Raw genomic sequence first — 24,182 nt, 5'->3', positions numbered from 1 at the left:
GAGGTGAATATAAGTGAGAAGTGATGTAGTTAAAAAAGGAGTTACAAAAGCTCCTCATAGATCATTATTTAAGGCATCAGGTTTAATTGATGAAGAAATAAATAAGCCGTTAATAGGTGTGGTTACCTCTCAAAATGATATAATTCCTGGACATGTAAATTTGGATAAAATTGTTGAGGGAGTTAAAAAAGGAGTATTAATGTCTGGAGGAACACCATTAGTATTTCCAACGATAGGTGTATGTGATGGTATTGCTATGGGGCATGAAGGAATGAAATATTCATTGGCTACAAGAGAACTTATAGCTGATTCAATTGAATGTATGGCAAAAGCTCATGCTTTTGATGGACTAGTATTTATACCTAATTGCGATAAGATAGTGCCTGGAATGGTTATGGCAGCATTAAGATTAAATATACCATCAGTAGTTGTAAGTGGTGGACCGATGTTAGCAGGTAAGTTTAAGGATAAAGAGGTTTCATTATCTACTATGTTTGAAGCAGTTGGCTCTGTTGAAAGTGGTTTGATGTTAGAATCTGATTTAGCTGATTTAGAAGAAAAAGTTTGTCCAACATGCGGTTCTTGCTCTGGAATGTTTACAGCTAATTCTATGAATTGTTTATGTGAGGTTTTAGGTATAGCATTACCTGGAAATGGAACAATACCTGCTGTTTATTCAGAAAGAATTAGACTTGCTAAACATGCTGGTATTGCAGTAATGAAACTTTTAGAAAAAGACATAAAGCCAAGAGATATAATTACTGAAGAAGCAATAAAAAATGCTTTAACAGTTGACATGGCTCTTGGATGTTCAACAAATAGCGTCTTACATTTAACAGCTATTTCAAATGAAGCAAAAACACCTATAAACTTAGATATTATAAATGATATGTCAGCTAAGGTTCCTAATCTTTGTAGATTAGCACCAGCTTCAGATACTCATATTGAAGATCTATATGCAGCAGGTGGAATAAGGGCTGTAATGAGTGAATTAAAGAAAAAGAATTTATTAAATTTAAATTGTATTACTGCAACAGGAAAAACTGTTGGGGAGAATATTGAAACTGCAAAAGTTTTAGACTATTCAGTAATTAGGCATATTGAAAATCCATATAGTGAAACAGGTGGAATTGCAGTTTTAAAAGGAAATTTAGCTTTAGATGGGGCAGTAGTTAAAAAATCTGCAGTTCTTGAAGAAATGCTAAATCATAAAGGTCCAGCTAAAGTTTTTGATTCTGAAGAGGAAGCAATAGAAGCTATATTAGGAAATAAAATAGTTGAGGGTGATGTTGTAGTAATTAGATATGAAGGGCCAAAAGGTGGACCTGGAATGAGAGAAATGTTATCACCAACTTCAGCAATTTGTGGAATGGGATTAGATAAATCTGTAGCACTTATAACTGATGGAAGGTTTAGTGGAGCAACAAAAGGAGCTGCAATAGGTCACATATCACCAGAAGCAGCTGAGGGTGGAAATATTGCTTTAGTTCAAAATGGCGATATTATTTCTATAGATATATTAAATGGAAATTTAGATTTGCTTGTAAGTGATGAAGAATTAGCTAAACGTAGAGAAAGTTTAAAACTTGTTGAACCTAAAGTTAAAGAAGGTTATTTATCAAGATATGCTAAGTTAGTAAGTTCTGCAAGTACGGGGGCAATTTATAAATAGCTATAAAAAGGGGGAGATTTTTAGTGCTATTAACAGGAGCGGAAATTTTAGTTAAATCTTTATTAAGTGAAGGTGTTGACACTATATTTGGATACCCTGGAGGAGCGGTATTAAATATTTATGATTATTTATATAAATATAAAGATAAAATAAAACATTATTTAACTTGTCATGAGCAAAGTGCCGCTCATGCTGCAGATGGTTATGCAAGGTCTACAGGTAAGGTAGGTGTTTGTTTAGCTACGTCTGGGCCAGGAGCAACAAATCTTGTTACAGGTATAGCAACAGCTTATATGGATTCAGTTCCTTTAGTTGCAATAACAGGAAATGTTTCTAAGGATTTGCTTGGTAAAGATAGTTTCCAAGAGGTTGATATAACAGGTATAACAATGCCTATAACAAAGCATAATTTTATAGTTAAAGATATAGATGACTTACAAAAAATAATTAGAAAGGCATTTTATATTGCAAAAGAAGGAAGACCAGGCCCAGTTTTAATAGATATACCTAAAGATATAACAGCAGCTAAAACTGAATATGAAGATTTAGACCCAATAAATGTTGAGCCTAAGGGTAAGCATATAACACAGGAAGCTTTAGATGAAGTTTCAAGGTATATAAATGAAGCTTCTAAGGTTCTTATTTATGCAGGTGGCGGAGTTATTAGTGCTAATGCTACAGAAGAATTAATTAATTTTGCAGAAAAATTAAATGCACCCGTAGCAACAACATTAATGTGTAGAGGTGCAATACCTTCAAATCACAGATTAAACACAGGTATGATAGGAATGCACGGAAGTAATGCTTCTAATATTTTAGCAACAAAAAGTGATTTAATAATTGCATTGGGTGCAAGGTTTAGCGATAGAGTAATAAGTGATAAAGAGTTTATCAATAATGCTAAGGTTATACAAATAGATGTTGATCCAGCTGAAGTAAATAAAAATGTAAAAGTTGATTCTTTCATTATAGGGGATATAAAGCTTGTATTACAAAAATTAATGCCTTTATTAGAAAATAAGGAAAATAAAGAATGGCTAAATGCAGTAAATGAATTAAAGCATTTATCTGTAACTAAAAATAATAGAGACAATGAAGAAGAATTAACACCAAAATTTTTATTTGAAAAACTTAGCGAAATGGATAATGGAGATTTTATTATAGCCACAGAAGTAGGACAACATCAAATGTGGACAGCACAATATTTTAATTTTAAGACTCCAAGAACATTAATATCTTCAGGTGGACTTGGAACCATGGGGTTTGGATTAGGGGCTTCTATAGGTATTAAAGTTGCTAATCCAGAAAAGACTGTATTTAATATTGCTGGAGATGGAAGCTTCGGAATGAATTGTAATGAGTTTGCTACAGCAGTTAAATACAATATTCCAATTAAAGTAATTGTGATGAATAATAATGCTTTAGGAATGGTTAGACAATGGCAAAACCTTTTTTATGAAGCAAGATATTCTCAAACTACTTTAGATAGACCAACAGACTTTGTTAAACTTGCAGAAGCATTTGGTGGTGTTGGATTTAGAGTTGAAGACAGAGGACAATTAGAAGATGTATTAAAAGAAGCGTTATCTATAAATAAACCTGTAATCATTGATTATATGATAGATAGTGATAAAAAGGTATTTCCTATGGTTGCACCAGGTGCACCAATTCACCAAATAATAAATGAAGAAGATTTAGAAGGTTAATTTAAATTTTTATCATATAAATAATGATATAAAATTTTAATGAATAATAAGTAATAAACAAAATGGGGGTATTAAAAATGGCAAAAATGTTTTATGAAAAGGACACAAACTTAAATTTATTAAAAGGAAAAAAGGTTGCAATAATTGGATATGGTAGCCAAGGTCATGCACATGCTTTAAATCTTCATGAAAGTGGAGTAGATGTAATAGTTGGATTATATGAGGGAAGTAAATCTTGGGATAGAGTTAAAGAAGCAGGATTAGAAGTAACAACAGTTTCTAATGCAGCAAAGAGTGCTGATATTATTATGATGCTTGTTCCAGATGAAAAGCAAGCTAAATTATATAAAGAAGAAATTGCACAATATTTAGAGAAAGGTAATGCTTTAGTATTTGCTCATGGATTTAATATTCATTATGGACAAATAGTTCCACCATCAGATGTTGATGTATTTATGATTGCTCCAAAGGGACCAGGACATATGGTAAGAAGAACTTATACAGAGGGTTCAGGGGTTCCATGTTTAATAGCAGTTTATCAAGATGCAACAGGACAAGCAAAAGATTTAGCTTTAGCTTATTCAAATGGTATTGGTGGAGCAAGAGCAGGAGTCTTAGAAACTACATTTAAAGATGAAACTGAAACAGATTTATTTGGAGAGCAAGCAGTTCTTTGTGGTGGATGTACAGCTTTAATAAAAGCAGGATTTGAGACTTTAGTTGAAGCAGGATATGCTCCAGAAAATGCTTATTTTGAGTGTTTACATGAAATGAAGCTTATCGTTGATTTAATGTATCAAGGTGGAATGGCAGCTATGAGATATTCAGTTTCTGATACTGCTGAGTATGGAGACTATATGGTTGGTAAGAGAATCGTTACAGATGAAACTAAGAAGGAAATGAAGAAGGTTTTATCTGAAATTCAAGATGGTACATTTGCTAGAAATTGGTTAATGGAAAATCAAGTTGGTAGACCTAATTTTAATGCAATGAGAAGAATGGAAGCAGAACATCCTATTGAAAAAGTAGGTAAAGAATTAAGAGAAATGATGTCTTGGATTGATACTAAGAAATTAGATTAATATATTAAATATTTATAAATAAAGGAATCACATTTTTTATGTGGTTCTTTTATTTATTTTAAAATCCATCATTAAATGAACATTTTTGTAATATTAATTAATAAAAGAAATTATTTATATACTTTTAAAATATAAAAGAATAGGGGGACCTTTATATGGAATTAAAAATTAAAGAAGAAAATAAAAAGGTATTTAATAGAATTGGACTTGCTATGCTTGTTTCTATGATATTAGTAAATGTTATTCAAATAATATTTTTTAATATTATTGGTAAAGTTAATCAAGATTTATTATCAGCATCATGGATAAATTATATTGCTCTTGCAATTAGTTATTATTTAATAGGATTTCCAGTATTTTATTTTATGATTAAGGGACTACCAGAAGGAGAAAAAAGAGAAGATAAAAAACTTGGAGTTTGGGAAATTGTAAAGTTTTGTTTTATATCTTATAGTTTAATGTATATATTTAATTTTTTAACCAATATTTTTATTATATTAATATCAATATTTAAAGGTAGTGAAGTTGTAAATCCATTACAAAATATTATAGAAGGAAGTAGCTTGATATTAACGCTTATATTTGTTGGTATATTATCACCTATAATTGAAGAAATGATGTTTAGGGGAATAATGTTAAATAAATTAAGGAGATATGGTGATAAGGTTGCAATAGTAACAACAGCACTTTTATTTGGTCTATTTCATGCGAATTTTTCACAATTTTTCTATGCAACAGTTTTAGGATTGATTTTTGCCTATGTAACTTTAAAAACAGGAACTATAAAATATTCAATAATTCTTCATATTTTTGTTAATACGATGGGAAGTTTTATTATCCCATTAATTATAGGGGATGGTAGTAATTTAGTTGCTTATGGATGTGTATTATTTTTAGTATTATTAATATCAATAGTAGGTTTAGTTTTATTAATAAAAGATAGAAAAAATATATCATTACTAGATGGTGAGGTTAAATTAGAAAAGGGAACAGCATTTAAAACGATATGGATAAATTTGGGGATGGTATTATTTACAGTAATTTGTTTAGTTTCTATGATAGCTGTATTATTTATTTAGTATAAATTTTAATATTTAAAGCATAAAAATCAGAATGTTTTTAAGCATTCTGATTTTATTTTTATTTATAAAAATTTTCATATTAATTAATGTCCATACAGATAAACATAGTAGATATATAAAATATCTACTATACTAGTTAGTGAATGATCTTGAATAATTGATGTTTGAAATTCATCCATTTTTAAGGAACTTACTAATAATTTAATTTCTTTACAAGAGTTTTTAATTTCCTTTTGAGCTGTAATCCAAATTATTTTTATGTCCTTTTCTTTTAAAAGCTTATTTATTTGTTTTATATGTCTTGTAGTTGCAGAAAATGATACTATTATAGCAATGTCATTTTTATTCATATTTTCTATAGCAAGTATTTGACTTTTTAACGTCGGAAATGAATAACTTGTCTTATTTAACCTTGTAAATTTTTCACTAAAATTTTTTGCGATAATATTTGAAAAAGAACTACCAAAAACATAAATTCCTTTGGCTTCTTCAATCCAGTTAACAGCTTTAATAAGTTTCTTTTCATCAATAACTTTTTTTGTTTCAATAAAAGATTTATTTAATGTATAAAAGTATTCATCTAAAATAGATGAACTAATAATTTTTTTATTATTTTTAATGCATTTATTGTTTATTTCATCTTGAAGAAATTCGTTATAAACAATTATATCTTCCTTTAATTCTTTAAAGTTTGAATTGTTAACTCTTTTGCAAAATCTAGTTATTGTAGAAGGTGAAGTACTGCATGCTTTTGCAATATCAAATATGGTCATGTTGGGGATTTTTTCGTGATTATGTAAAATATATTGTGCTATATAACTATCTGTAGAATGATATTCTGTTATCTCTTCTACACATCTTTTTAAGTTAGAAAAAATTGAATACATATTTTCCTCCAATTTATTTATATGTAATTATTAAATATTATAATATAAAAATATAGGATAGTATAAGCTATCCTATATTTTTATTAAATTTATTCAATACCTAAGTATTCTCTCATTTCAGTTTTGTAAACAGAAGCTTTGTTACCATAAATGATTTGCACACCTTGTGCAACTTTAACTATTCCATTAGCAGATAATTCGTTTTTGAAATAATCATCTTTTTCTATTAATGAATTATCTTTTAAAGTTAAACGTAATCTTGTAAAACATGCTTCAACTTTTAAAATATTATCTTTTCCACCAACTGATTCTACTATTTTAGGAATTAATTCTCCAGTATTATTTTCATTATTTGTTGTAACTTCTTCTACTTCCATAACTTCTCTACCAGGTGTTTTTAAATTGAATTTTACAATTACAAATTTAAATACATAATAGTAGATTACAAAATAGAATACTCCAAGTATAGGTAACCAATACCAGTGAGATCCCTTATCAGAATTTAGTATTCCATTAAATATCCAAGATAGTAATGGACCTCCAAAGGCTGATGGACCTGCTACATTAAATTGAAGCAGATAAGTTAGTATATAAGCTACCCCTGATAATAAAGCATGAATTCCAAATAATACAGGTGCTACGAAAAGAAAACTATATTCTAATGGTTCAGTAATTCCCATAAGTGCACAAGGTATAACAGCTGCTATCATAAGAGATGCTACTTTTTTTCTGTTTTCTTTTTTAGCAGTCTTATATATTGCAAGGGCTGCACCTGTTAAACCAAACATAGAAAATAATACTTTACCATTCATTACATAACGACTTATATTAATATCAAACATAGCTCCAGGAGTATTTAATATTGCATTATATATATTTACAGCTCCTTCAACTGTTTGTCCACCAATTTCCATTACTCCACCAAGTGATGTAAAGAAGAATGGAAGATATATAAAGTGATGTAAGCCAAAAGGTAATAACATACGCTCTGAAAATCCATATACAAATGCTCCAAATACACCTGTTGAATTTATAAATTCAGAAGATAATTCTAAAGCATTTTGTATAGGAGGGAATACAAATGATAATAAAACTCCTACAAAGCTAGAAACTATAATCGTAATTGCAGGTATAAAACGTGTTCCATTAAATATACCTAATACTGGAGGTAATTGAATCTTATAATATTTATTATGAAGATAACTTACAATAAGACCAATTATAATACCACCAAATACACCAGTATCTAAAGTAGTTACACCTAAAATTGCTTTTTGACCAGTTAATAAATTACTTGTATCTATAACTCCTCTAGCAATTAAGAAACTTCCCATTATTGTATTCATTGTCATGTATCCTAGGAAACCTGATAAAGCTGCTGTAGCTTTTTCAGATTTAGCATATCCATAGGCTATACATATAGCAAAAATAACTGAAATGTTATTGTTTACAACATTACCAGCATCCTTCATTAGTTGGAATAGAAGGGAAAAGAAACTATTCCCTAAAAAAGGTGCAACTTTAATTAAACTAGCATTTGTAAATGCACTACCGACACCAACAAGAATACCTGATATAGGTAGAAGTAAAACTGGTGCCATTAGAACTTTACCTAGTTTTTGAAACGAACTAAATAATTTTTTTTTATCCATGAAAATCCCCTCTATCCATTGTTTTTTTATTTTAATGTTGGCCAATATTCACCATTTGCTTCTATTAAGTCATCTAAAATTTTTCTTGCAACTGTTGTAGATGGCACTGTTTTATTTATAGCTATAGCTTGTAATGCTTTATCATAAGAATTTTCGAAGTAAGCATCTACGGCTAATTTTTCAGAAGCTAATTGGTTTTCCATCATTCCTTTATGGAAAGTTGGGATTGGAGGAATTGAAACTGGTTCTGGTCCCCATGAACGTATATAAGCTGGTACTTCAACCATTGCATCTGCTGGCATATTAGGAATAGCTCCATTATTTTCTACAATTACTAAGAAACGTTCTCCCTTATTGTATGCAATAGAAGCAGCTGCATCAACTATGAAATCACCAAAAACTGTAAATTCTTGTATTGGGCTCTTATAATTTTCTGGTGATTCTAAATATTTATTGTGTTCTGCAAACATTTCTTGTTCACGACCTTCAATAACCATGTCTGCTCTTGTACGATTTATATCCATCTTTGCTACCATTTCTGAAGAATATAAATAGTATTGAAGATAACTGTTTGGTAAGAAGTCAGGATAATCTTTAACTATTTCTGCGTATTGTTTCCATGTTTTTTGCCAGTCTTTATCTTTATGGTGTTTATCACTGCAAGCTGACATTCCAGAAGTTAATATCATTTCTCTTAATTCTGGTAAACGGTCTTTTCCTTCTTTGTCATATAATGCTGTAAACCATCCAAAGTGATTTAATCCAAAGTAGCAAGGGTCTAATGATTGCCAGCTATCTAATCCTAACATTTTAGAGTAAGATAAAAGAATTGCTGTTGGCATATCACAAATATTCAATACTCTTTCGTTATTAAATTCTCTTCTTGTAGCTTCAGCAACAACTGCAGCTGGATTTGAATAATTTAAAACCCAACAGTTTGGAGAATATTTTTTTGCCATTTTTATTATGTGAATTATAGCTGGGATTGAACGTATTCCATAAGAAATTGAACCTCCAGGGCCACAAGTTTCTTGTCCAACTACACCATATTGTAATGGGATTTTTTCATCAGAACTTCTTAATTTTAATCCACCTTGACGAACTTGAGCAAATACGAAATCTACATCTGTGTAAGCTTCTTCTTCATTTGTTGTAACAACAACTTCAAGCTCAGGATAAGTTTCATTAATAAATTGTTTCATGATATCATGTACTAAATGTAATCTTTTTTCATCAATATCGAATAAAGATAATTTTCTTAAAGGAAATTCATCCTTTTTTTGTAATAAACTTTGAATTATACCTGGTGTATGAGTGCTTCCTGCACCTACAATAACTACTGCATTCTTTTTCATATTAATACCTCTTTCCTGTAAATGTTTTCTCTTGATGTTTATAATATATCATCTTCAAAAAAATATATTTAAAAATTTCATTTTATGAAATTTCTATTTAGTTTTTATATAAAATTTTATTAAAATATATAAATAAAACATCAAAGAAATTTATGGGAAATAAATAAATTATGTGGACAAATATTATTGAGTATATTAATATTATTCATATATTAAGAAGTAATCGTGTTTATCGTATAAAGTTGAAAATAGGGTTCAACAGTTTCTACCAAATCACCATAAATGATTTGACTACGATATGTTTTATATATAAAACTTATATTTTAATTTGAATTATTATATATCACATATACATAAAAAAATAGTTACTAAATTTACATATCAAATCTTATATACTCTGCATGCGATAAATATTGCGATTACAAAAATGCATGGAGGAGTACGAAAATGAATTTCTTATCTAAATATTTTAATTTTCAAGAAAAGAATACAAATTTTAAAACTGAAACAATAGCTGGAATAACAACATTTTTAACAATGGCATATGCATTATTTTTAATTCCTAATGTTTTAGCAGATGCAGGAATGCCAGAAAAGAGTGTTTTTGTTGCAACAGCATTAGCAGCAGCAATTGGAACATTAATTATGGGTATATTTGCAAAATTTCCAATGGGACTAGCTCCGGGAGTTGGATTAAATGCTTTCTTTACATATAGTGTTTGTATAGGGATGGACATATCTTGGCAAACTGCATTATCAGGGGTTCTTGCATCAGGTATTATATTTTTAATAATATCAGCAACAGGTTTAAGGGAATTAGTTATTAAGTCAATTCCAACAAACTTAAAATTTGCTGTAAGTGCAGGAATTGGATTATTTATAGCTTTCATTGGATTAAAAAATGCAGGAATAGTTGTAGCAAATGAATCAACTTTTGTAGGACTTGGAGACTTAACAAATCCAACAGTTTTACTTTCAATATTTGGACTTATAGTAATTTCAATATTAATGGTTAGAGGCTCAAATATAGCAATATTTATTGGAATGGCGGCAACAGTAATTGTTGGAATGATATTTGGATTAATAGAAATACCTACTTCAATAATATCTATGCCACCATCAATAGCTCCTACTTTTGGTGTAGCAATTAAAAATATAGGTAATATATTTAATCCTCAAATGATATTAGTTATATTTACTTTCTTATTTATGGATTTCTTTGATACAGCAGGTACATTAGTTGCAGTTGGTTCAAAGGTTGGATTACTTAAAAAAGATGGTTCTGTTGAAAATGGTTCAAAAGCATTACTTGCAGATTCAGTTGCTACTTGTATAGGTTCTATATTTGGAACAACTAATACTACTTCTTATGTTGAATCATTATCTGGAGTAGCAATAGGTGCAAAAACGGGATTTTCAAGTGTTGTAGTAGGAATATTATTTTTAATTTCATTAATTTTTTCTCCATTACTTAGTGTAATTACATCAGCAGTAACTGCACCAGCACTTATTATAGTTGGTTCTTTAATGTGCAGTAATCTTAGAGAAATAGAATGGGATAAACCCGAGGTTTCAATTTCAGCATTTTTAACTGTAATATTAATGCCTTTAACTTATAGTATTGGAGAAGGTATAGCTTGTGGATTTTTATCATATGTAATTCTTATGATATTTAAAGGAAAAGCTAAAAAAGTACATCCTGTTATGTATGTATTAGCTATTTTATTTATAATTTATTTTGCAATAAGATAAAATTATAAAAATTTATGTAATTAATAGAAAATATAAATCTTTACAATAATAATTTCAATTTGTATAATTAGTTTATAATTTGTTAAAACTTATTATATAAATTGCATTGAAGAGGAGCAGTAAATAGAAATTTAATTTAAAGCGATTTAGGGATGGTGTAAGCCTAAAAATTAAAACTATTGAAGGAAACCTTAGAGCAATAAAACTAAATAAGTATTTGAGTGGATTAATTTTTTAATCAATTTAGGTGGTAACGCGGAATAAAAGTTTTCGTCCTAAGAATTTTAGGATGAAAACTTTTTTATTTATAAATAAAATGAATGTATTTTAAAGGAAACATTCATTTTAATATTATATATTTTAAAGGAGAATTTAAATATGGCATTTGAAAAATTAGCTGAAATAATATTCCCAAGTGTTGAACATGATAGGGAATATTACATAGCAAAATATCCAAAAAGAAATTTAAAAGAAGGAGCTAGAGTAACTAGATATGCACCATCACCAACTGGATTCCAACATATAGGTGGAGTTTTTGCTGCATTAATAAATGAAAGGTTAGCAAGTCAAAGCGAAGGTATTTTTTATTTAAGAATAGAAGATACAGATCAAAAAAGAGAAGTAGAAGGTGCTATTGAAGATACAATTGCCACAATGCATAACTTTGGAATGGACTTTAGTGAAGGAATGACGGGTCAAGAAACTTCAAAAGGTGAATATGGCCCATATAGGCAAAGTGAAAGAGCTGAAATATATAGAACCTTTGCTAAGGATTTATTATTAAAAGGTTTAGCATATCCAGACTTCTGTACACCGGAAGAATTAGCAGCATTAAGAGAAGAACAAATTGCTAATAAAATAACTCCAGGATATTATGAAGAGTATGCTAAATATAGAAATATTACTGAGGAAGAAGCTATAGAAAGAATAAATAATGGTGAATCTTATATTTTAAGATTAAAATCACCAGGAAATATTGAAAATAGAGTTGAATTCCATGATTTAATAAAGGGAGATATATCTTTCCCAGAAAATAATCAAGATGTAGTTTTAATTAAAGGTGATGGACTTCCAACATATCATTTTGCTCATGCTATAGATGATTATTTAATGAGAACTACAGATGTAATAAGAGGAGAAGAATGGTTATCATCTCTTCCAATACATGTTCAATTATTTGAAGTATTAGGATTTGAAAGACCAAATTATGCACATATTCCAACAATTATGAAGCAAGAAGGTGGGTCTAAGAGAAAGCTTTCTAAGAGAAAGGATGCAGAAGCTGCTGTTTCTTACTATAATGAAGTTGGTTACCCAGTAGTATGTGTAATTGAGTATTTATTAAATATTGTAAATTCAAGTTATGAGGAATGGAGAGCAGAAAATCCAACTGCTGATTATCATGAGTTCCACGTTGCTTTGGAAAAAATGAGTAAGAGTGGGGCATTATTTGATTTAGTGAAGTTAAATGACGTTTCTAAAGATGTTATAGCTAGAATGCCAGCAGATAAAGTATATGAACAATATACTGCATGGGCTAAGCAATATGATGAAGAAATGTATAATTTAGTAACTTCAAATGAGGCTATGTCTAGAGAAATATTTAATATAGATAAAGAAGGGCCAAAACCAAGAAAAGATTTTGCTAAGTGGGATGAAGTTAAAGCTAAGATATTTTATTTCTTTGATGAATTATTCTATAAAGAAACTGCAGAGCAAGTGGAATTACCAAAGACTTTATCATTAGAAAATGCAAAAGCTATAATTGAAGAATATGCTAAGAAGTTTATTTTTAATATAGGAAGTCAAGAAAATTGGTTTGACGAATTAAAAGTAATTGGAGCAGAACTTGGATATTGTGCAAATAGAAAAGAGTATAAAGCAAATCCAGAAAATTATAAGGGAATGATTTCTGATGTTGCTGGTGCTGTAAGAGCGGCATTATCTCATAGGGCAAATACTCCAGATCTTTATACTTTAATGCAAATTATGGGTGAAGAAAGAGTTAGAGAAAGATTTAATAAATTTTTAGAAATATAACAACAAGTTGCTAGTATTAAATAAGTATTATAGTGCACACTAATACTGATAAGAGTGTTAGGAGGCGATACCAATGGGGTAAAAAGTAATAAAAATATAAATTGTACCTATGAAAGTGAACTTAATCATTTAAATCCACAATATTGGGATATAGATTGTGATTGCAATTTGTTGAATGATTTCACTGATGATTATAGTTTCCAAGAAGATAGAGGAACTTTAAAAAAATAATTATATAAGTGGCGACTTGTGTGTACCTGATTATAAAATTTTTAAATTACTGTGTATGAAACCTCAAAGACACTCACTATACCTAATTAAAATAAGAGAAAGGCAATTTGCCTTTCTCTTATTTTAATTTAAATGAAGATTTTAAAGAAACTATTCTGTTAAATACTAATTTTTCAGGTGTAGTATATTTAGTATCTACATTAAAGAATCCGTTTCTAACCATTTGGAATTTATCTTGAGGCTTAGCATCTTTTATTGCTGTTGGTTCAATAAAGCCTTGTAAAATTTCTATAGAATTTGGATTTATTTGTTCTAAGAAGTGTTTTCCTTCATTTTCAGGAGCATCATCTAAAATTAAAGGTTCATATAATCTAAATTCAGCAGGCACACAATTATTTGCATCTACCCAATGAATAGTTCCTTTAACCTTTCTTCCTGTAAATCCAGAACCGCTTTTAGTTTCAGGATCATAAGTACAATGTATTTCAGTAACATTACCATTTTCATCTTTGATTACTTCATTACATTTAACAAAATAAGCACCCATAAGTCTAACTTCATTTCCAGGGAATAATCTAAAGTATTTTTTTATTGGAACTTCCATGAAGTCTTCTTGTTCTACATATAATTCTCTTGAGAATGGAACTAATCTAGTACCAAAAGATGCGTCTTTTGCATTATTACTAACTTCAAGCATTTCTGTTTGACCTTCTGGGTAATTAGTTATAACTAATTTTAAAGGTCTTAAAACAGCCATTGCATTAGGTGCTTTAGATTGTAAATCTTCTCTTACAAAGTAATCAAGCATTTGAGAATCTACTGTAGAGTTTGCTTTAGCAACACCAATTGCAGAGCAGAAGTTTTTTAAACTTTCAGGAGTGCAGCCTCTTCTTCTTAATCCAGAAATAGTAGGCATTCTTGGATCATCCCATCCATCAACAATTCCTTCATCAACTAATTGTTTAAGTTTTCTTTTACTCATAACTGTATTAGTCATATTTAATCTAGCAAATTCAATTTGTCTAGGTTTAGCTTCCATTTCACATTCTTTAACAACCCAATCATATAGAGGTCTATGATCTTCAAATTCTAAAGTACAAATAGAGTGAGTTACCTTTTCTATGGCATCTTCTAATGGATGAGCAAAGTCATACATAGGATATATACACCATTTATCTCCTGTATTATGGTGAGTTGCATGTGCAATTCTATAAATAATAGGATCTCTCATATTCATATTAGGAGAAGTCATATCAATTTTAGCTCTTAAAACTTTTTCTCCATCTTTAAATTCACCATTTTTCATTCTTTCAAATAAATCTAAGTTTTCTTCTACAGATCTATTTCTATATGGGCTTTCTTTACCAGGTTTAGTTAAATTACCTCTGTATTCTTTAGCTTCTTCTGGGGTTAAATCACAAACGTAAGCTAATCCTTTTTTTATTAAAAGAACAGCTCTATTATACATTTCATCAAAATAATTTGATGCAAAGAAAAGTTCATCCCAATTTCCACCAAGCCATTTTACATCCTCTTTGATTGATTCAACATATTCAGTATCTTCTTTTACTGGATTAGTATCATCAAATCTAAGATGAGTTTTTCCTTTGAATTCTTCAGCTAAGCCAAAATTTAAAAGTATAGATTTTGCATGGCCTATATGTAGGTATCCATTTGGTTCTGGTGGGAAACGAGTTATTATTTTTTCGTGTTTTCCGTTTTCTAAATCATCGACAATTATATTTCTTATAAAGTTAGAAGAATTAATTTCAGTTGACATAGTTTACCTCTCCTATTAACGATTAATTTTAAGTTAAAAATGTTTGTATACGAGTTAAAATTATTCTATAAAAAATAATTATTTCCTAAATATATAACATTTATAACATATATTTTGATTATTAATAATAATTTTAATCTAATATAAGTAAAAAATAAAGTAGCTTATATAAAAAGTTATTTATTTGGTAAAGTTATAAAGTTAATAATAAGATATATATATTTCAAAAAGTAAAAATTAGGTATAAAAAATTAATATTAATAAAATAATATTATCTGAAATATTATTTTATTGGAGGATAAAAAAATGAATAACTTAATGTGTGGAGTTAATACTTGTACTAATAATCAAAATAACTATTGCTGTAGAGAATCTATAAGAGTTGCAGGTAAAAATACAATTACTGCAAACTTCACAAGTTGCGAAAATTTTAGAAGAAAGGGAATGGAATTTACTAGCTGTATGCAATCACCTAAAAATTCATTAGATGTAATATGTGAAGCAGAAAACTGTAAATATAACAGTAATCAAAGATGTGAAGCTAGTAATATAAACATGGCAGGAGCTTATGCTTTATCAGAAATACAAACTGAATGTGCAACTTTTGATTCAAGAATAGATAAATAATTAAATTATATAATTTTATTAAGCAATTATTTTTATGCATATAGGGATTTATTATTAGTTATTTGATATTATAAAATAAATATAAAGTAGGGGGATAGGGTAATTTAAATTATGTACAAGAAATCTATAAGAGAGGATATTATAAAAAAAAGAAATGATTTATCTTTAGATATAAAGGCTGAATATGACATTTATATATTTGATAAATTAATAAATAGTGAAGCTTATAAAAATTCAAATAAAATTTTTACTTATATAAGTTTTGGAAATGAAGTAGATACTAAAGATTTTATAAAGTATGCATTAAATGATGGTAAGGAAATTTATATACCTAAAACTAATAAAGTTAGTAAAGAAATGATAGCAATTAGAATTTACAGTTTAGATAATATGATTGAAGATAATTGGGGAATACTTGAACCAAAAGATATTGATAAAAAAAATATATGTGAAAATTTTGATTTGATAATAATTCCGGGTTTAGCTTTTGATAGAAGAGGAAATAGAATAGGATATGGTGGAGGATATTATGATAAATATTTCTCTAAAATTAAAAATATAAATAATAAAGTAGCTTTAGCTTATGATTTTCAAATATTAGATAATATTAAAAGTGAAATTCATGATATTAAAGTGGATTACATAATAAGTAATAATGAAACAATTATTACTTATTAATAAAAGGTAAGTAAAATTAAAATTGATATAGAATATATTTAGATAATTAATTTCTAATCAATTAAGGGGGGCTATTTATGAAATTTAATTTTGGAAAGGGTACAATAGGTGTTCAAGGAGGATATTCACCAAAATCAGGTGAACCAAGGGTTTTACCTATTTATCAAAGTGCAACTTATAAATATGATGATCCAGATATTTTGGCAGATTTATTTGATTTAAAAGCAGATGGACATTTATATAGTAGAATTTCTAATCCAACAGTTTCAGCTTTAGAAGAAAAATATGCAAAATTAGAAGGAGGAGTTGGGGCAGTAGCAACAGCTTCTGGGCAATCAGCTATTTTATATTCGATTTTAAATATCTGTAAGGCAGGGGATCATATAATTTCTGTATCATCTTTATATGGTGGAACAATTAATTTATTTACAGTTCATCTTAAAAATATGGGGATAGAAGTTACTTTTATAGATCCAGATGCAACAGAAGATGAAATTTTATCTAAAGCTAAAGAAAATACAAAACTTATTTATGGAGAAACTATAGGTAATCCAGGACTTAATGTATTAGACTTTAATAAGTTTTCAAGTGTAGCTAAAAAAATAAAAGTACCGTTTATAGTAGATAACACAGTAGCTACACCATATCATTGCAATCCATTTGAATATGGAGCAAATATTGTTGTACATTCAACAACGAAATACTCTGAAGGACATGCTCAGACTATAGGTGGAATAATTGTAGATGGAGGAAACTTTGATTGGACAAGTGGGAAATTTAATGATTTAGTTTTACCAGATCCAAGTTATCATGGAGTAAAATATGTTGAAACATTTAATGATTCTGCATATATAGTTAAATTAAGAGTAACATTACTTAGAGATTTAGGAGCATGTATGAGTCCTTTTAATGCTTATTTAACTAATTTAGGTTTAGAAACTTTACATTTAAGAATGGAAAGACATTCAAAAAATGCTTTAGAAATTGCTAAGTGGTTAAGTTCTCATGAAAAAATATCATGGGTAAATTATCCTTTCCTTGAAGGAAATAAATCTTACGATTTGGCTAAAAAATATTTAAAGAATGGAGCAAGTGGGCTTTTAACTTTTGGAATTAAAGGTGGTATTGAAGAAGCGAAGAAGTTTAGTAAAAATTTAAATTTAATTGCATTAGCTGTAACGCTAGGCGATTCAAGAACTTGCCTTTTACATCCAGCAACTACTACACATAGCCAGTTAAATGAAGAAGAACAAAAAGCAAGTGGTGTTACTCCAGATATGCTTAGACTTTCAGTTGGAATAGAGGATTCTAAAGATTTAATTAATGATATTAATGAAGCATTAAAGAGTGTGTAATAAATTTTAAAAAAAGTAAATCTAAGATAATAAAAATTATATCTTAGATTTACTTTTTAAATTTTTATAGTTTTGATGATTTTTTACAAGAAATAAATATAAAAAGAAATCCTAATATTAATAATATTATTCTATTTAAGATATAATATAAAGGTGATATTGTATAATAAAAATTATTTGAGTTACCACCTAAGGATAATAAATTAAATAGATGTCCTGATGAAGTAAAATCTAAACAATAATAAATTGATAGAATTAATATTGATACACTTATATTTTTAAAGTATGTAAGACTAAGCATAACTAATGAGGAAATAAATATAATATTAGGAATAAAACGTATGCTAAGAATTATACTTCTAATATCTAAAAATGAAATATCTCTATAATAAATCATACATGTTAAAAATGTACCTAAACAAAATATAGTAGAATATAAGAGCCATCTATAAAATATTATATAGTTAAATTTATTTCTATTTAAAAATGTAATAATTTTATATGTAGTTGTATTATAATCATTAAAAAATGAAAATAATAATACTATTGCAAATGATAACGGTACATAATAGTCATATATATTATCAACACCTTTTAATTTAGATTTATTACTTAATGATATTAAATAATTAGATGGTGCAGGTAAAAAAAGTGACACTAATAAAATAACAATTAATAATAAATATAAAGAATATATTTTTTTAAATTTTATATCGTAAATTTTATTATAATTTTCTCTTAAGCTTTTGTTGTTTTTGAATAAATACATAAGCATTTTCTAAAGAAACCCCCTGTATTTTATTATAATTATAAGGAAGAGATAAATCATTATTAATTATCTTAACTTTAATTTCATTATCGCCAATACGTCTTTCTTCTAATATTGTAAAATCTTTTCGAATGTCTAATATTTCTGATGAATTACAAACTAAGGTTGAAATATTTTCAGTAGTTTTTTTAATTATTTCATTTATTGTACCGTTAAAAATTATTTCTCCCTTTTCAAGCATTAATATATTATTACTGTATAATTCTACATCCTCAATTATGTGGGTTGAGATTAAAGTTATACTATCTTCTTCTAAAGAAGAAAGATAATGTCTAAATTCTAACCTTTGTTCTGGGTCTAATCCTACGCTAGGCTCATCAATTATAATTAATTTTGGATTACCTATAACAGCTTGGGCAATTCCAAGTCTTCTTTTAAAACCACCTGAATATTTATTAAAAGTAGATTTAATAACACTATTTAAATTAAATTTATCTATTACATATTCTATATTATGTTTTTTTTCGGATTTTGATAAATTTTTTAAATCACATACATAAGACAAAAAATCATACCCAGTTACATTTGGATATATTTCAAAGTTTTGAGGTAAATATCCTATATCATTTAATTTTACAGAATTTAAATCTAATAAATTTTTATTATTAAAAGTAATACTCCCTTTTTGAGGTTGTTTTAATCCTGCTAAAATGTTCATTAAAGTTGTTTTACCAGCCCCATTATTTCCAAGTAATGCAGTTATTCCTGTTTTACATTCAAAGGATATATCCTTTAAGATTATGTTATTATGATATGAAAATTCTAGGTTATTTACTGTTAAAGTATTGTTATTCATAATAATTTTGCTCCTTAAATCTAGTTTATAATGTTATATATTTATTAAAAAGTAAATACAAGAAATTGTGATTAGAAAAATTAATAACATAAAGATTAATAATATATTGACTTTATAATATTTATTTTTTTGTAAGAATAGATTACCGATAGCTAATATTAAAATTGATAAAATAAAAATAAATAATTTATCAATTATATATGGAATATCGAAAATAATATTTGATTTATAGCTAAAAATTATAGTTGAATCATCAAAAATATTAAATAAGTTATAAAATAAACTTTCTGATAATGAATATAATCTAAATATAAATAAGGAATATATTCCACAAGAAAATAAAAAACATAAATTGGTATTAAAAATATTTCCAATTACTGTTCCTATACAAAGACAAATAAAATTACTTAAATTCCATAATATTAAAAAGTGTAATATTATGCTTAAAATATAAAGAAATGAATATTTTGAATATAAAAATATAAATATTACTATTATCGTAGGAAGAGATGTAATTATTGAAATTAACATTCCAGATATAATTATAGATATTTCTTTAAGAAGTTTATTTTTTTCATATAGTTCAAATACTTCATATTTTTTATTCATTAAAAAAGTGCTTATTATTAATAAAAATAAATTAGAGGCCATAAATCCAAAACAAAATACTTGACTAAACATTAAAGGATTATAATGCAAAGAAGGACTTTGTTTGTATAATAAAAATAAATTAAATAGCATAGAAATAAAAATTAATGGATTACGTAAAAATAATTTTAAATAAAATTTAATTTTTAATATCATATTTGAAAACATAAAATACTCCTCATATAATTAATATCAATTAATATTATAACATAATATGAAAAAAAAGTAAAAAATTCTACAGATTTCTTATAAAGATATTTTAAAATAAAATTTTTTACATAAAAATAAAGCCTATTATTAAAATAGACTTTATTTTAATAAAGTTCACCACTACCTTTACCTTTTAATAAAGCTCTAATTCTTTTTGGTAATATAGGATGAGAACTTACTAAATTATTACACCATACAAAAAATCCCTTTATATCTTTGCTACTTTCAATATAATCATATACATTAATTCTTTTATAAAGATGTTTACCAGCTAATAAACAAAACATAGCTTCGACGCCATTATTTCCTGTAACCTTTTGAGCAAGTCTATCACAACTATATTCTCTAGCTCTAGATGCAGTAGAACTTATTATAGGAATTAAACTTGAAAAAAGAATAGATAAATTATATAAAAATGTAGCATGTTTATATCTTATATGAGCTAGTTCATGAGCAATTATAAAATTAATTGATTCTAAATCATTATATTCCCTATAAGCAATTTCAAATAAATCACTATCTATTTCGATATATTGTTTACGTATTATAAATGAAGAAAAGGCATTCATAACACCATTTTGTTGAATTAAAAATGCTTCTGGGGTTTTTATACCTAATTTATTAGAATACTCGGAAATACTGTAATATACTTCAGGAAAGTTATTTTCGGTGATTTTTATTGCTCTAGTTCTATATTTTGCATAATAAAGATTTATTCCAAAAGGGAATGCAATTATTGCTATTAATCCTGTTATTAATATTTGAAGCTCTGTTGGAAAATTATTTAAAGCAGAATTAGGAGACATTATAAAATTTGCATATGAAGAAGGATCTGAAAAAGATTCTTTCAAAGTATTAGGTAAGGTTGTGCTATAATTTTTAAAATTAATAATACATAAAACTAATACTGTTATTATTATAGCTAAGTTAAGAAATACTAAAATTCCAAACCACTTTTTTTCTGACTTATGCATACAATTTTTAATTTCTTCTTTAGTTAATTTAAAATTGTTATTTTCATTAATTATCAAATAAATCAAATCCTTTTATACTAAATTTTCCACATATATATAAGGATATACAAATTATTAAATTTTATGTAAATAATAATTTATATATTATATAAATAAAAAAGAAGCTATATTATATTGAAAAATTTGAATTCAATATAAATATAACTTTCTTTTTATTTTATATAATTTTAATAATATATTTTAATAAATTTTATTAATAAAATTATCTTTCTTTATTATCTATTTCAGAAATTATTCTAGTAACAAATGAATCTAAAGGCATTGCCCCTTCATCATCATTCTTTCTACTTCTTACAGAAACTTCGTTATTAGTAGCTTCCTTTTCACCTACAACTAAGATATAAGGAACTCTCTCAAGTCTAGCTTCTCTAATTTTGTAACCAATCTTTTCAACTCTGTGGTCAGCTTCAACTCTAACACCATGTTTTCTTAAAGTTTTAACAACTTCATTAGCATAATCAGCATATTTATCTGATAATGGAAGAACCTTGACTTGAACTGGAGCCATCCATGTTGGGAAAGCACCTGCATATTTTTCGATTAAAGTTGCTATAGTTCTTTCATAACATCCAATTGATGATCTATGAATAACAAATGGTATTTTCTTTTCACCATCTTTATCAATATAAGTCATTCCAAGTCTTTCACCTAAAGCAAAGTCGATTTGAACAGTTATTATTGTATCTTCTTTTCCATGAACATTTTTAGATTGGATATCAAGTTTTGGTCCATAGAACGCTGCTTCACCTTCAGCTTCAACATAATCAATTCCTAAATGATCTAATATAGTTCTCATTTGGTTTTGAGTAGCTTCCCAAGCTTCAGGATTATTTATATACTTTTCAGTGTTTGTTGGGTCCCATTTAGAGAATCTATAAGATATATCTTCAGATATTCCTAAAGTTTCCATAACGTAATTTATTAAGTCAACAACTTCTTTAAATTCATCTTCTAATTGTTCAGGAGTACAAATTATATGACCTTCTGATAAAGTAAATTGTCTAACTCTAGTAAGACCATGCATTTCTCCTGAAGCTTCTTTTCTAAATAAAGTAGAAGTTTCAGCGTATCTTATTGGAAGATCTCTATAGCTATGTTGTTCTGCATTATAAACAGTGAATTGGAATGGGCAAGTCATTGGTCTTAAAGCCATAACTTCAGTGTCTTTTTCTTCATCACCTAATACAAACATACCATCTTTATAATGACTCCAGTGACCAGAAGCTACAAATAAATCATTTTTAGACATAAATGGAGTTTTAGTTAAAACATAACCTCTTTTTTCTTCTTCGTCTTCAATCCATCTTTGAAGAGTTTGGAATAGTTTAGCTCCCTTAGGCATGAATAGAGGAAGTCCTTGACCTACCTTTTCATCAGTAGTGAATATTCCAAGTTCTCTACCTAACTTATTATGATCCCTCTTTTTAGCTTCTTCTAAAGCTTCTAAGTGAGCATCTAAATCAGCTTTCTTTAAGAATGCAGTTCCGTATATTCTAGAAAGCATTTTATTTTTTTCGTCACCTTTCCAGTATGCACCAGCACTTCTTATAAGTTTAATAGCTTTAATATTTTTTAATGATAAAACATGAGGTCCTGCACAAAGGTCAGTAAAATCACCTATCTTATAGAAAGAAATAATTTCTCCTTCTGGAAGATCGTTTATTAATTCAAGCTTGTAAGGTTCATCTTTCATAAGCTCTAAAGCTTCGTTTCTAGGAAGTTCAAATCTTTCTATTTGGGGATTTTCTTTTATTATTTTTTTCATTTCAGCTTCAATTTTTTCTAAGTCTTCAGCAGAAAAAGGTTTTTCTACATCAAAGTCATAATAGAAGCCATTAGATATTGCAGGTCCAATAGCAATTTTGGCATTTGGGAATAATCTCTTAACTGCTGCTGCAAGTACATGAGAAATACTGTGTCTTACAGTATCTTTTCCTTCTTGTGTATCAAAAGTACAAATTTCTAATTCACAATCCTCATTTAAAGTTGTTCTTAAATCAACAACTTTACCATTAACTATTCCACATTGAGCAACTCTTGCTAAGCCTTCACTTATTGCTTTAGCAACGTCTAAAACAGATGAGCCATTTTCAACTTCTTTAATTGAGCCATCTTTTAAAGTAATTTTTATCATTTTTATGTCTCCCTTCATTTAAATTAAAAATTAATCATTTTATTAATTGTATAAAAAAACTCTTCGTCGCTTTTCTTATACAATTTATGTATAGAAAAGGGACGAGAGCATTATAATTCCCGCGGTTCCACCCTTAATTGTCTAAAATAGACCTCTTAAGTATAATCATCGTAACGTGATGCAACGGACTTGATTAGAGTCTCTCAGAGGTAGTTTTCAATTAATTTCATTTAAAGATGTTTACAGCTATTGCATCTTCTCTCTGGAAATGAAGGTTTAATTTACTCGTCTCGTCATAGAATTAAATTTATTAATAATTTATTTAACCATAATTATAATTATCAAGCTTTATAATGTCAATAAAGTATATTAAAATGTTTTTAGATTATATGATATTTAATATATTAAAAGAATACGAAAAAATTTAAAAAAGTTTTTAAAAATTGTTGACAAGCTAAATAAATAATAATATAATTAATATTGTTCAAGGGAACTTAATAAAAAATAAATATGCGGGTATCGTATATCGGTAATACTCCAGCCTTCCAAGCTGGAAAGGTGGGTTCGATTCCCACTACCCGCTCCATTTCAAAGCTGTGATTTTCACAGCTTTTTGTTTTATAAAAAAATAA

At 27.5% G+C, this 24,182-nt stretch carries 17 protein-coding genes, 1 tRNA gene, 1 riboswitch and 1 other annotated feature; of the genes, 10 read left to right on the top strand and 8 right to left on the bottom strand.

The annotated features are described in order from the left end of the window. Positions 1–13: 13 nt before the first annotated feature. From ilvD to QZ321_RS08640, 4 genes are all read left to right on the top strand, one after another. Complete coding sequence (ilvD, locus tag QZ321_RS08655) at positions 14–1,672, top strand: dihydroxy-acid dehydratase (protein ID WP_291748417.1); 1,659 nt, start codon at positions 14–16, stop codon at positions 1,670–1,672. Between the two features lie 23 nt (positions 1,673–1,695). Beyond that, a complete protein-coding gene (gene ilvB, locus QZ321_RS08650) occupies positions 1,696–3,378 on the top strand; it encodes a biosynthetic-type acetolactate synthase large subunit (RefSeq protein ID WP_291740356.1) in 1,683 nt (560 codons plus the stop codon). 77 nt (positions 3,379–3,455) lie between these two features. Then, entirely contained in the window at positions 3,456–4,460 is a 1,005-nt protein-coding gene (gene ilvC, locus QZ321_RS08645) for a ketol-acid reductoisomerase (protein WP_291748420.1), read from the top strand. Between the two features lie 155 nt (positions 4,461–4,615). Beyond that, entirely contained in the window at positions 4,616–5,539 is a 924-nt protein-coding gene (locus QZ321_RS08640; RefSeq protein ID WP_291748422.1) for a type II CAAX endopeptidase family protein, read from the top strand. Positions 5,540–5,625: 86 nt separating this feature from the next. On the opposite strand, the gene QZ321_RS08635 is transcribed toward QZ321_RS08640, so the two are convergent. From QZ321_RS08635 to QZ321_RS08625, 3 genes are all read right to left on the bottom strand, one after another. Continuing rightward, positions 5,626–6,429: a MurR/RpiR family transcriptional regulator gene (locus tag QZ321_RS08635; protein WP_291748427.1), complete on the bottom strand. Its 804-nt coding sequence runs from the start codon at positions 6,427–6,429 to the stop codon at positions 5,626–5,628. Between the two features lie 89 nt (positions 6,430–6,518). Next, on the bottom strand, positions 6,519–8,081 hold the full coding sequence (locus QZ321_RS08630; protein ID WP_291740363.1) for a PTS transporter subunit EIIC: 1,563 nt from the start codon (positions 8,079–8,081) through the stop codon (positions 6,519–6,521). A 26-nt stretch (positions 8,082–8,107) separates the two neighbouring features. Further along, entirely contained in the window at positions 8,108–9,436 is a 1,329-nt protein-coding gene (locus QZ321_RS08625) for a 6-phospho-alpha-glucosidase (protein ID WP_291748429.1), read from the bottom strand. A 212-nt stretch (positions 9,437–9,648) separates the two neighbouring features. Further along, a riboswitch (purine riboswitch) is annotated at positions 9,649–9,750 on the top strand. Between the two features lie 133 nt (positions 9,751–9,883). Here QZ321_RS08625 and QZ321_RS08620 point away from each other — a divergent pair. After that, complete coding sequence (locus QZ321_RS08620) at positions 9,884–11,188, top strand: NCS2 family permease (RefSeq protein ID WP_291748431.1); 1,305 nt, start codon at positions 9,884–9,886, stop codon at positions 11,186–11,188. A gap of 378 nt (positions 11,189–11,566) precedes the next feature. Beyond that, complete coding sequence (gltX, locus tag QZ321_RS08615; RefSeq protein ID WP_291748433.1) at positions 11,567–13,228, top strand: glutamate--tRNA ligase; 1,662 nt, start codon at positions 11,567–11,569, stop codon at positions 13,226–13,228. Between the two features lie 349 nt (positions 13,229–13,577). On the opposite strand, the gene QZ321_RS08610 is transcribed toward gltX, so the two are convergent. Next, positions 13,578–15,239, bottom strand: coding sequence for a glutamine--tRNA ligase/YqeY domain fusion protein (locus QZ321_RS08610; protein WP_291748438.1), 1,662 nt, complete (start codon positions 15,237–15,239; stop codon positions 13,578–13,580). Between the two features lie 306 nt (positions 15,240–15,545). On the opposite strand from QZ321_RS08610, the gene QZ321_RS08605 reads away from it, so the two are divergent. The 3 genes from QZ321_RS08605 to QZ321_RS08595 all read left to right on the top strand — a co-directional run bounded on the left by QZ321_RS08605 (position 15,546) and on the right by QZ321_RS08595 (position 17,899). After that, the gene (locus QZ321_RS08605) at positions 15,546–15,866 is read left to right on the top strand and encodes a DUF1540 domain-containing protein (RefSeq protein WP_291748441.1); all 321 of its coding nucleotides are present in this window, start codon (positions 15,546–15,548) and stop codon (positions 15,864–15,866) included. 111 nt (positions 15,867–15,977) lie between these two features. After that, positions 15,978–16,544 carry a 5-formyltetrahydrofolate cyclo-ligase gene (locus QZ321_RS08600; RefSeq protein ID WP_291748444.1) on the top strand — a complete coding sequence of 189 codons (567 nt, stop codon included), beginning with the start codon at positions 15,978–15,980 and terminating at the stop codon, positions 16,542–16,544. Between the two features lie 77 nt (positions 16,545–16,621). Further along, positions 16,622–17,899: an O-acetylhomoserine aminocarboxypropyltransferase/cysteine synthase family protein gene (locus tag QZ321_RS08595; RefSeq protein ID WP_291748447.1), complete on the top strand. Its 1,278-nt coding sequence runs from the start codon at positions 16,622–16,624 to the stop codon at positions 17,897–17,899. Positions 17,900–17,963: 64 nt separating this feature from the next. On the opposite strand, the gene QZ321_RS08590 is transcribed toward QZ321_RS08595, so the two are convergent. From QZ321_RS08590 to thrS, 4 genes are all read right to left on the bottom strand, one after another. After that, a complete protein-coding gene (locus tag QZ321_RS08590) occupies positions 17,964–18,674 on the bottom strand; it encodes a hypothetical protein (RefSeq protein ID WP_291748449.1) in 711 nt (236 codons plus the stop codon). Next, positions 18,625–19,524 carry an ATP-binding cassette domain-containing protein gene (locus tag QZ321_RS08585; protein WP_291748451.1) on the bottom strand — a complete coding sequence of 300 codons (900 nt, stop codon included), beginning with the start codon at positions 19,522–19,524 and terminating at the stop codon, positions 18,625–18,627. Before QZ321_RS08585 ends, QZ321_RS08590 begins: the two co-directional genes overlap by 50 nt. A gap of 962 nt (positions 19,525–20,486) precedes the next feature. Continuing rightward, entirely contained in the window at positions 20,487–21,413 is a 927-nt protein-coding gene (locus QZ321_RS08580) for a M48 family metallopeptidase (RefSeq protein ID WP_294196616.1), read from the bottom strand. A 205-nt stretch (positions 21,414–21,618) separates the two neighbouring features. Next, a complete protein-coding gene (gene thrS / locus QZ321_RS08575; protein WP_291748455.1) occupies positions 21,619–23,550 on the bottom strand; it encodes a threonine--tRNA ligase in 1,932 nt (643 codons plus the stop codon). Between the two features lie 94 nt (positions 23,551–23,644). Then, positions 23,645–23,856, bottom strand: a binding site (T-box leader). 206 nt (positions 23,857–24,062) lie between these two features. Here thrS and QZ321_RS08570 point away from each other — a divergent pair. After that, positions 24,063–24,136: transfer RNA gene (locus tag QZ321_RS08570), tRNA-Gly, on the top strand. The last annotated feature ends 46 nt before the right edge of the window (positions 24,137–24,182 follow it).

This window comes from uncultured Clostridium sp. (genome assembly GCF_910588715.1).
GTDB lineage: Bacteria > Bacillota > Clostridia > Clostridiales > Clostridiaceae > Clostridium.
This window is presented reverse-complemented; position numbering and strand designations above follow the sequence as displayed.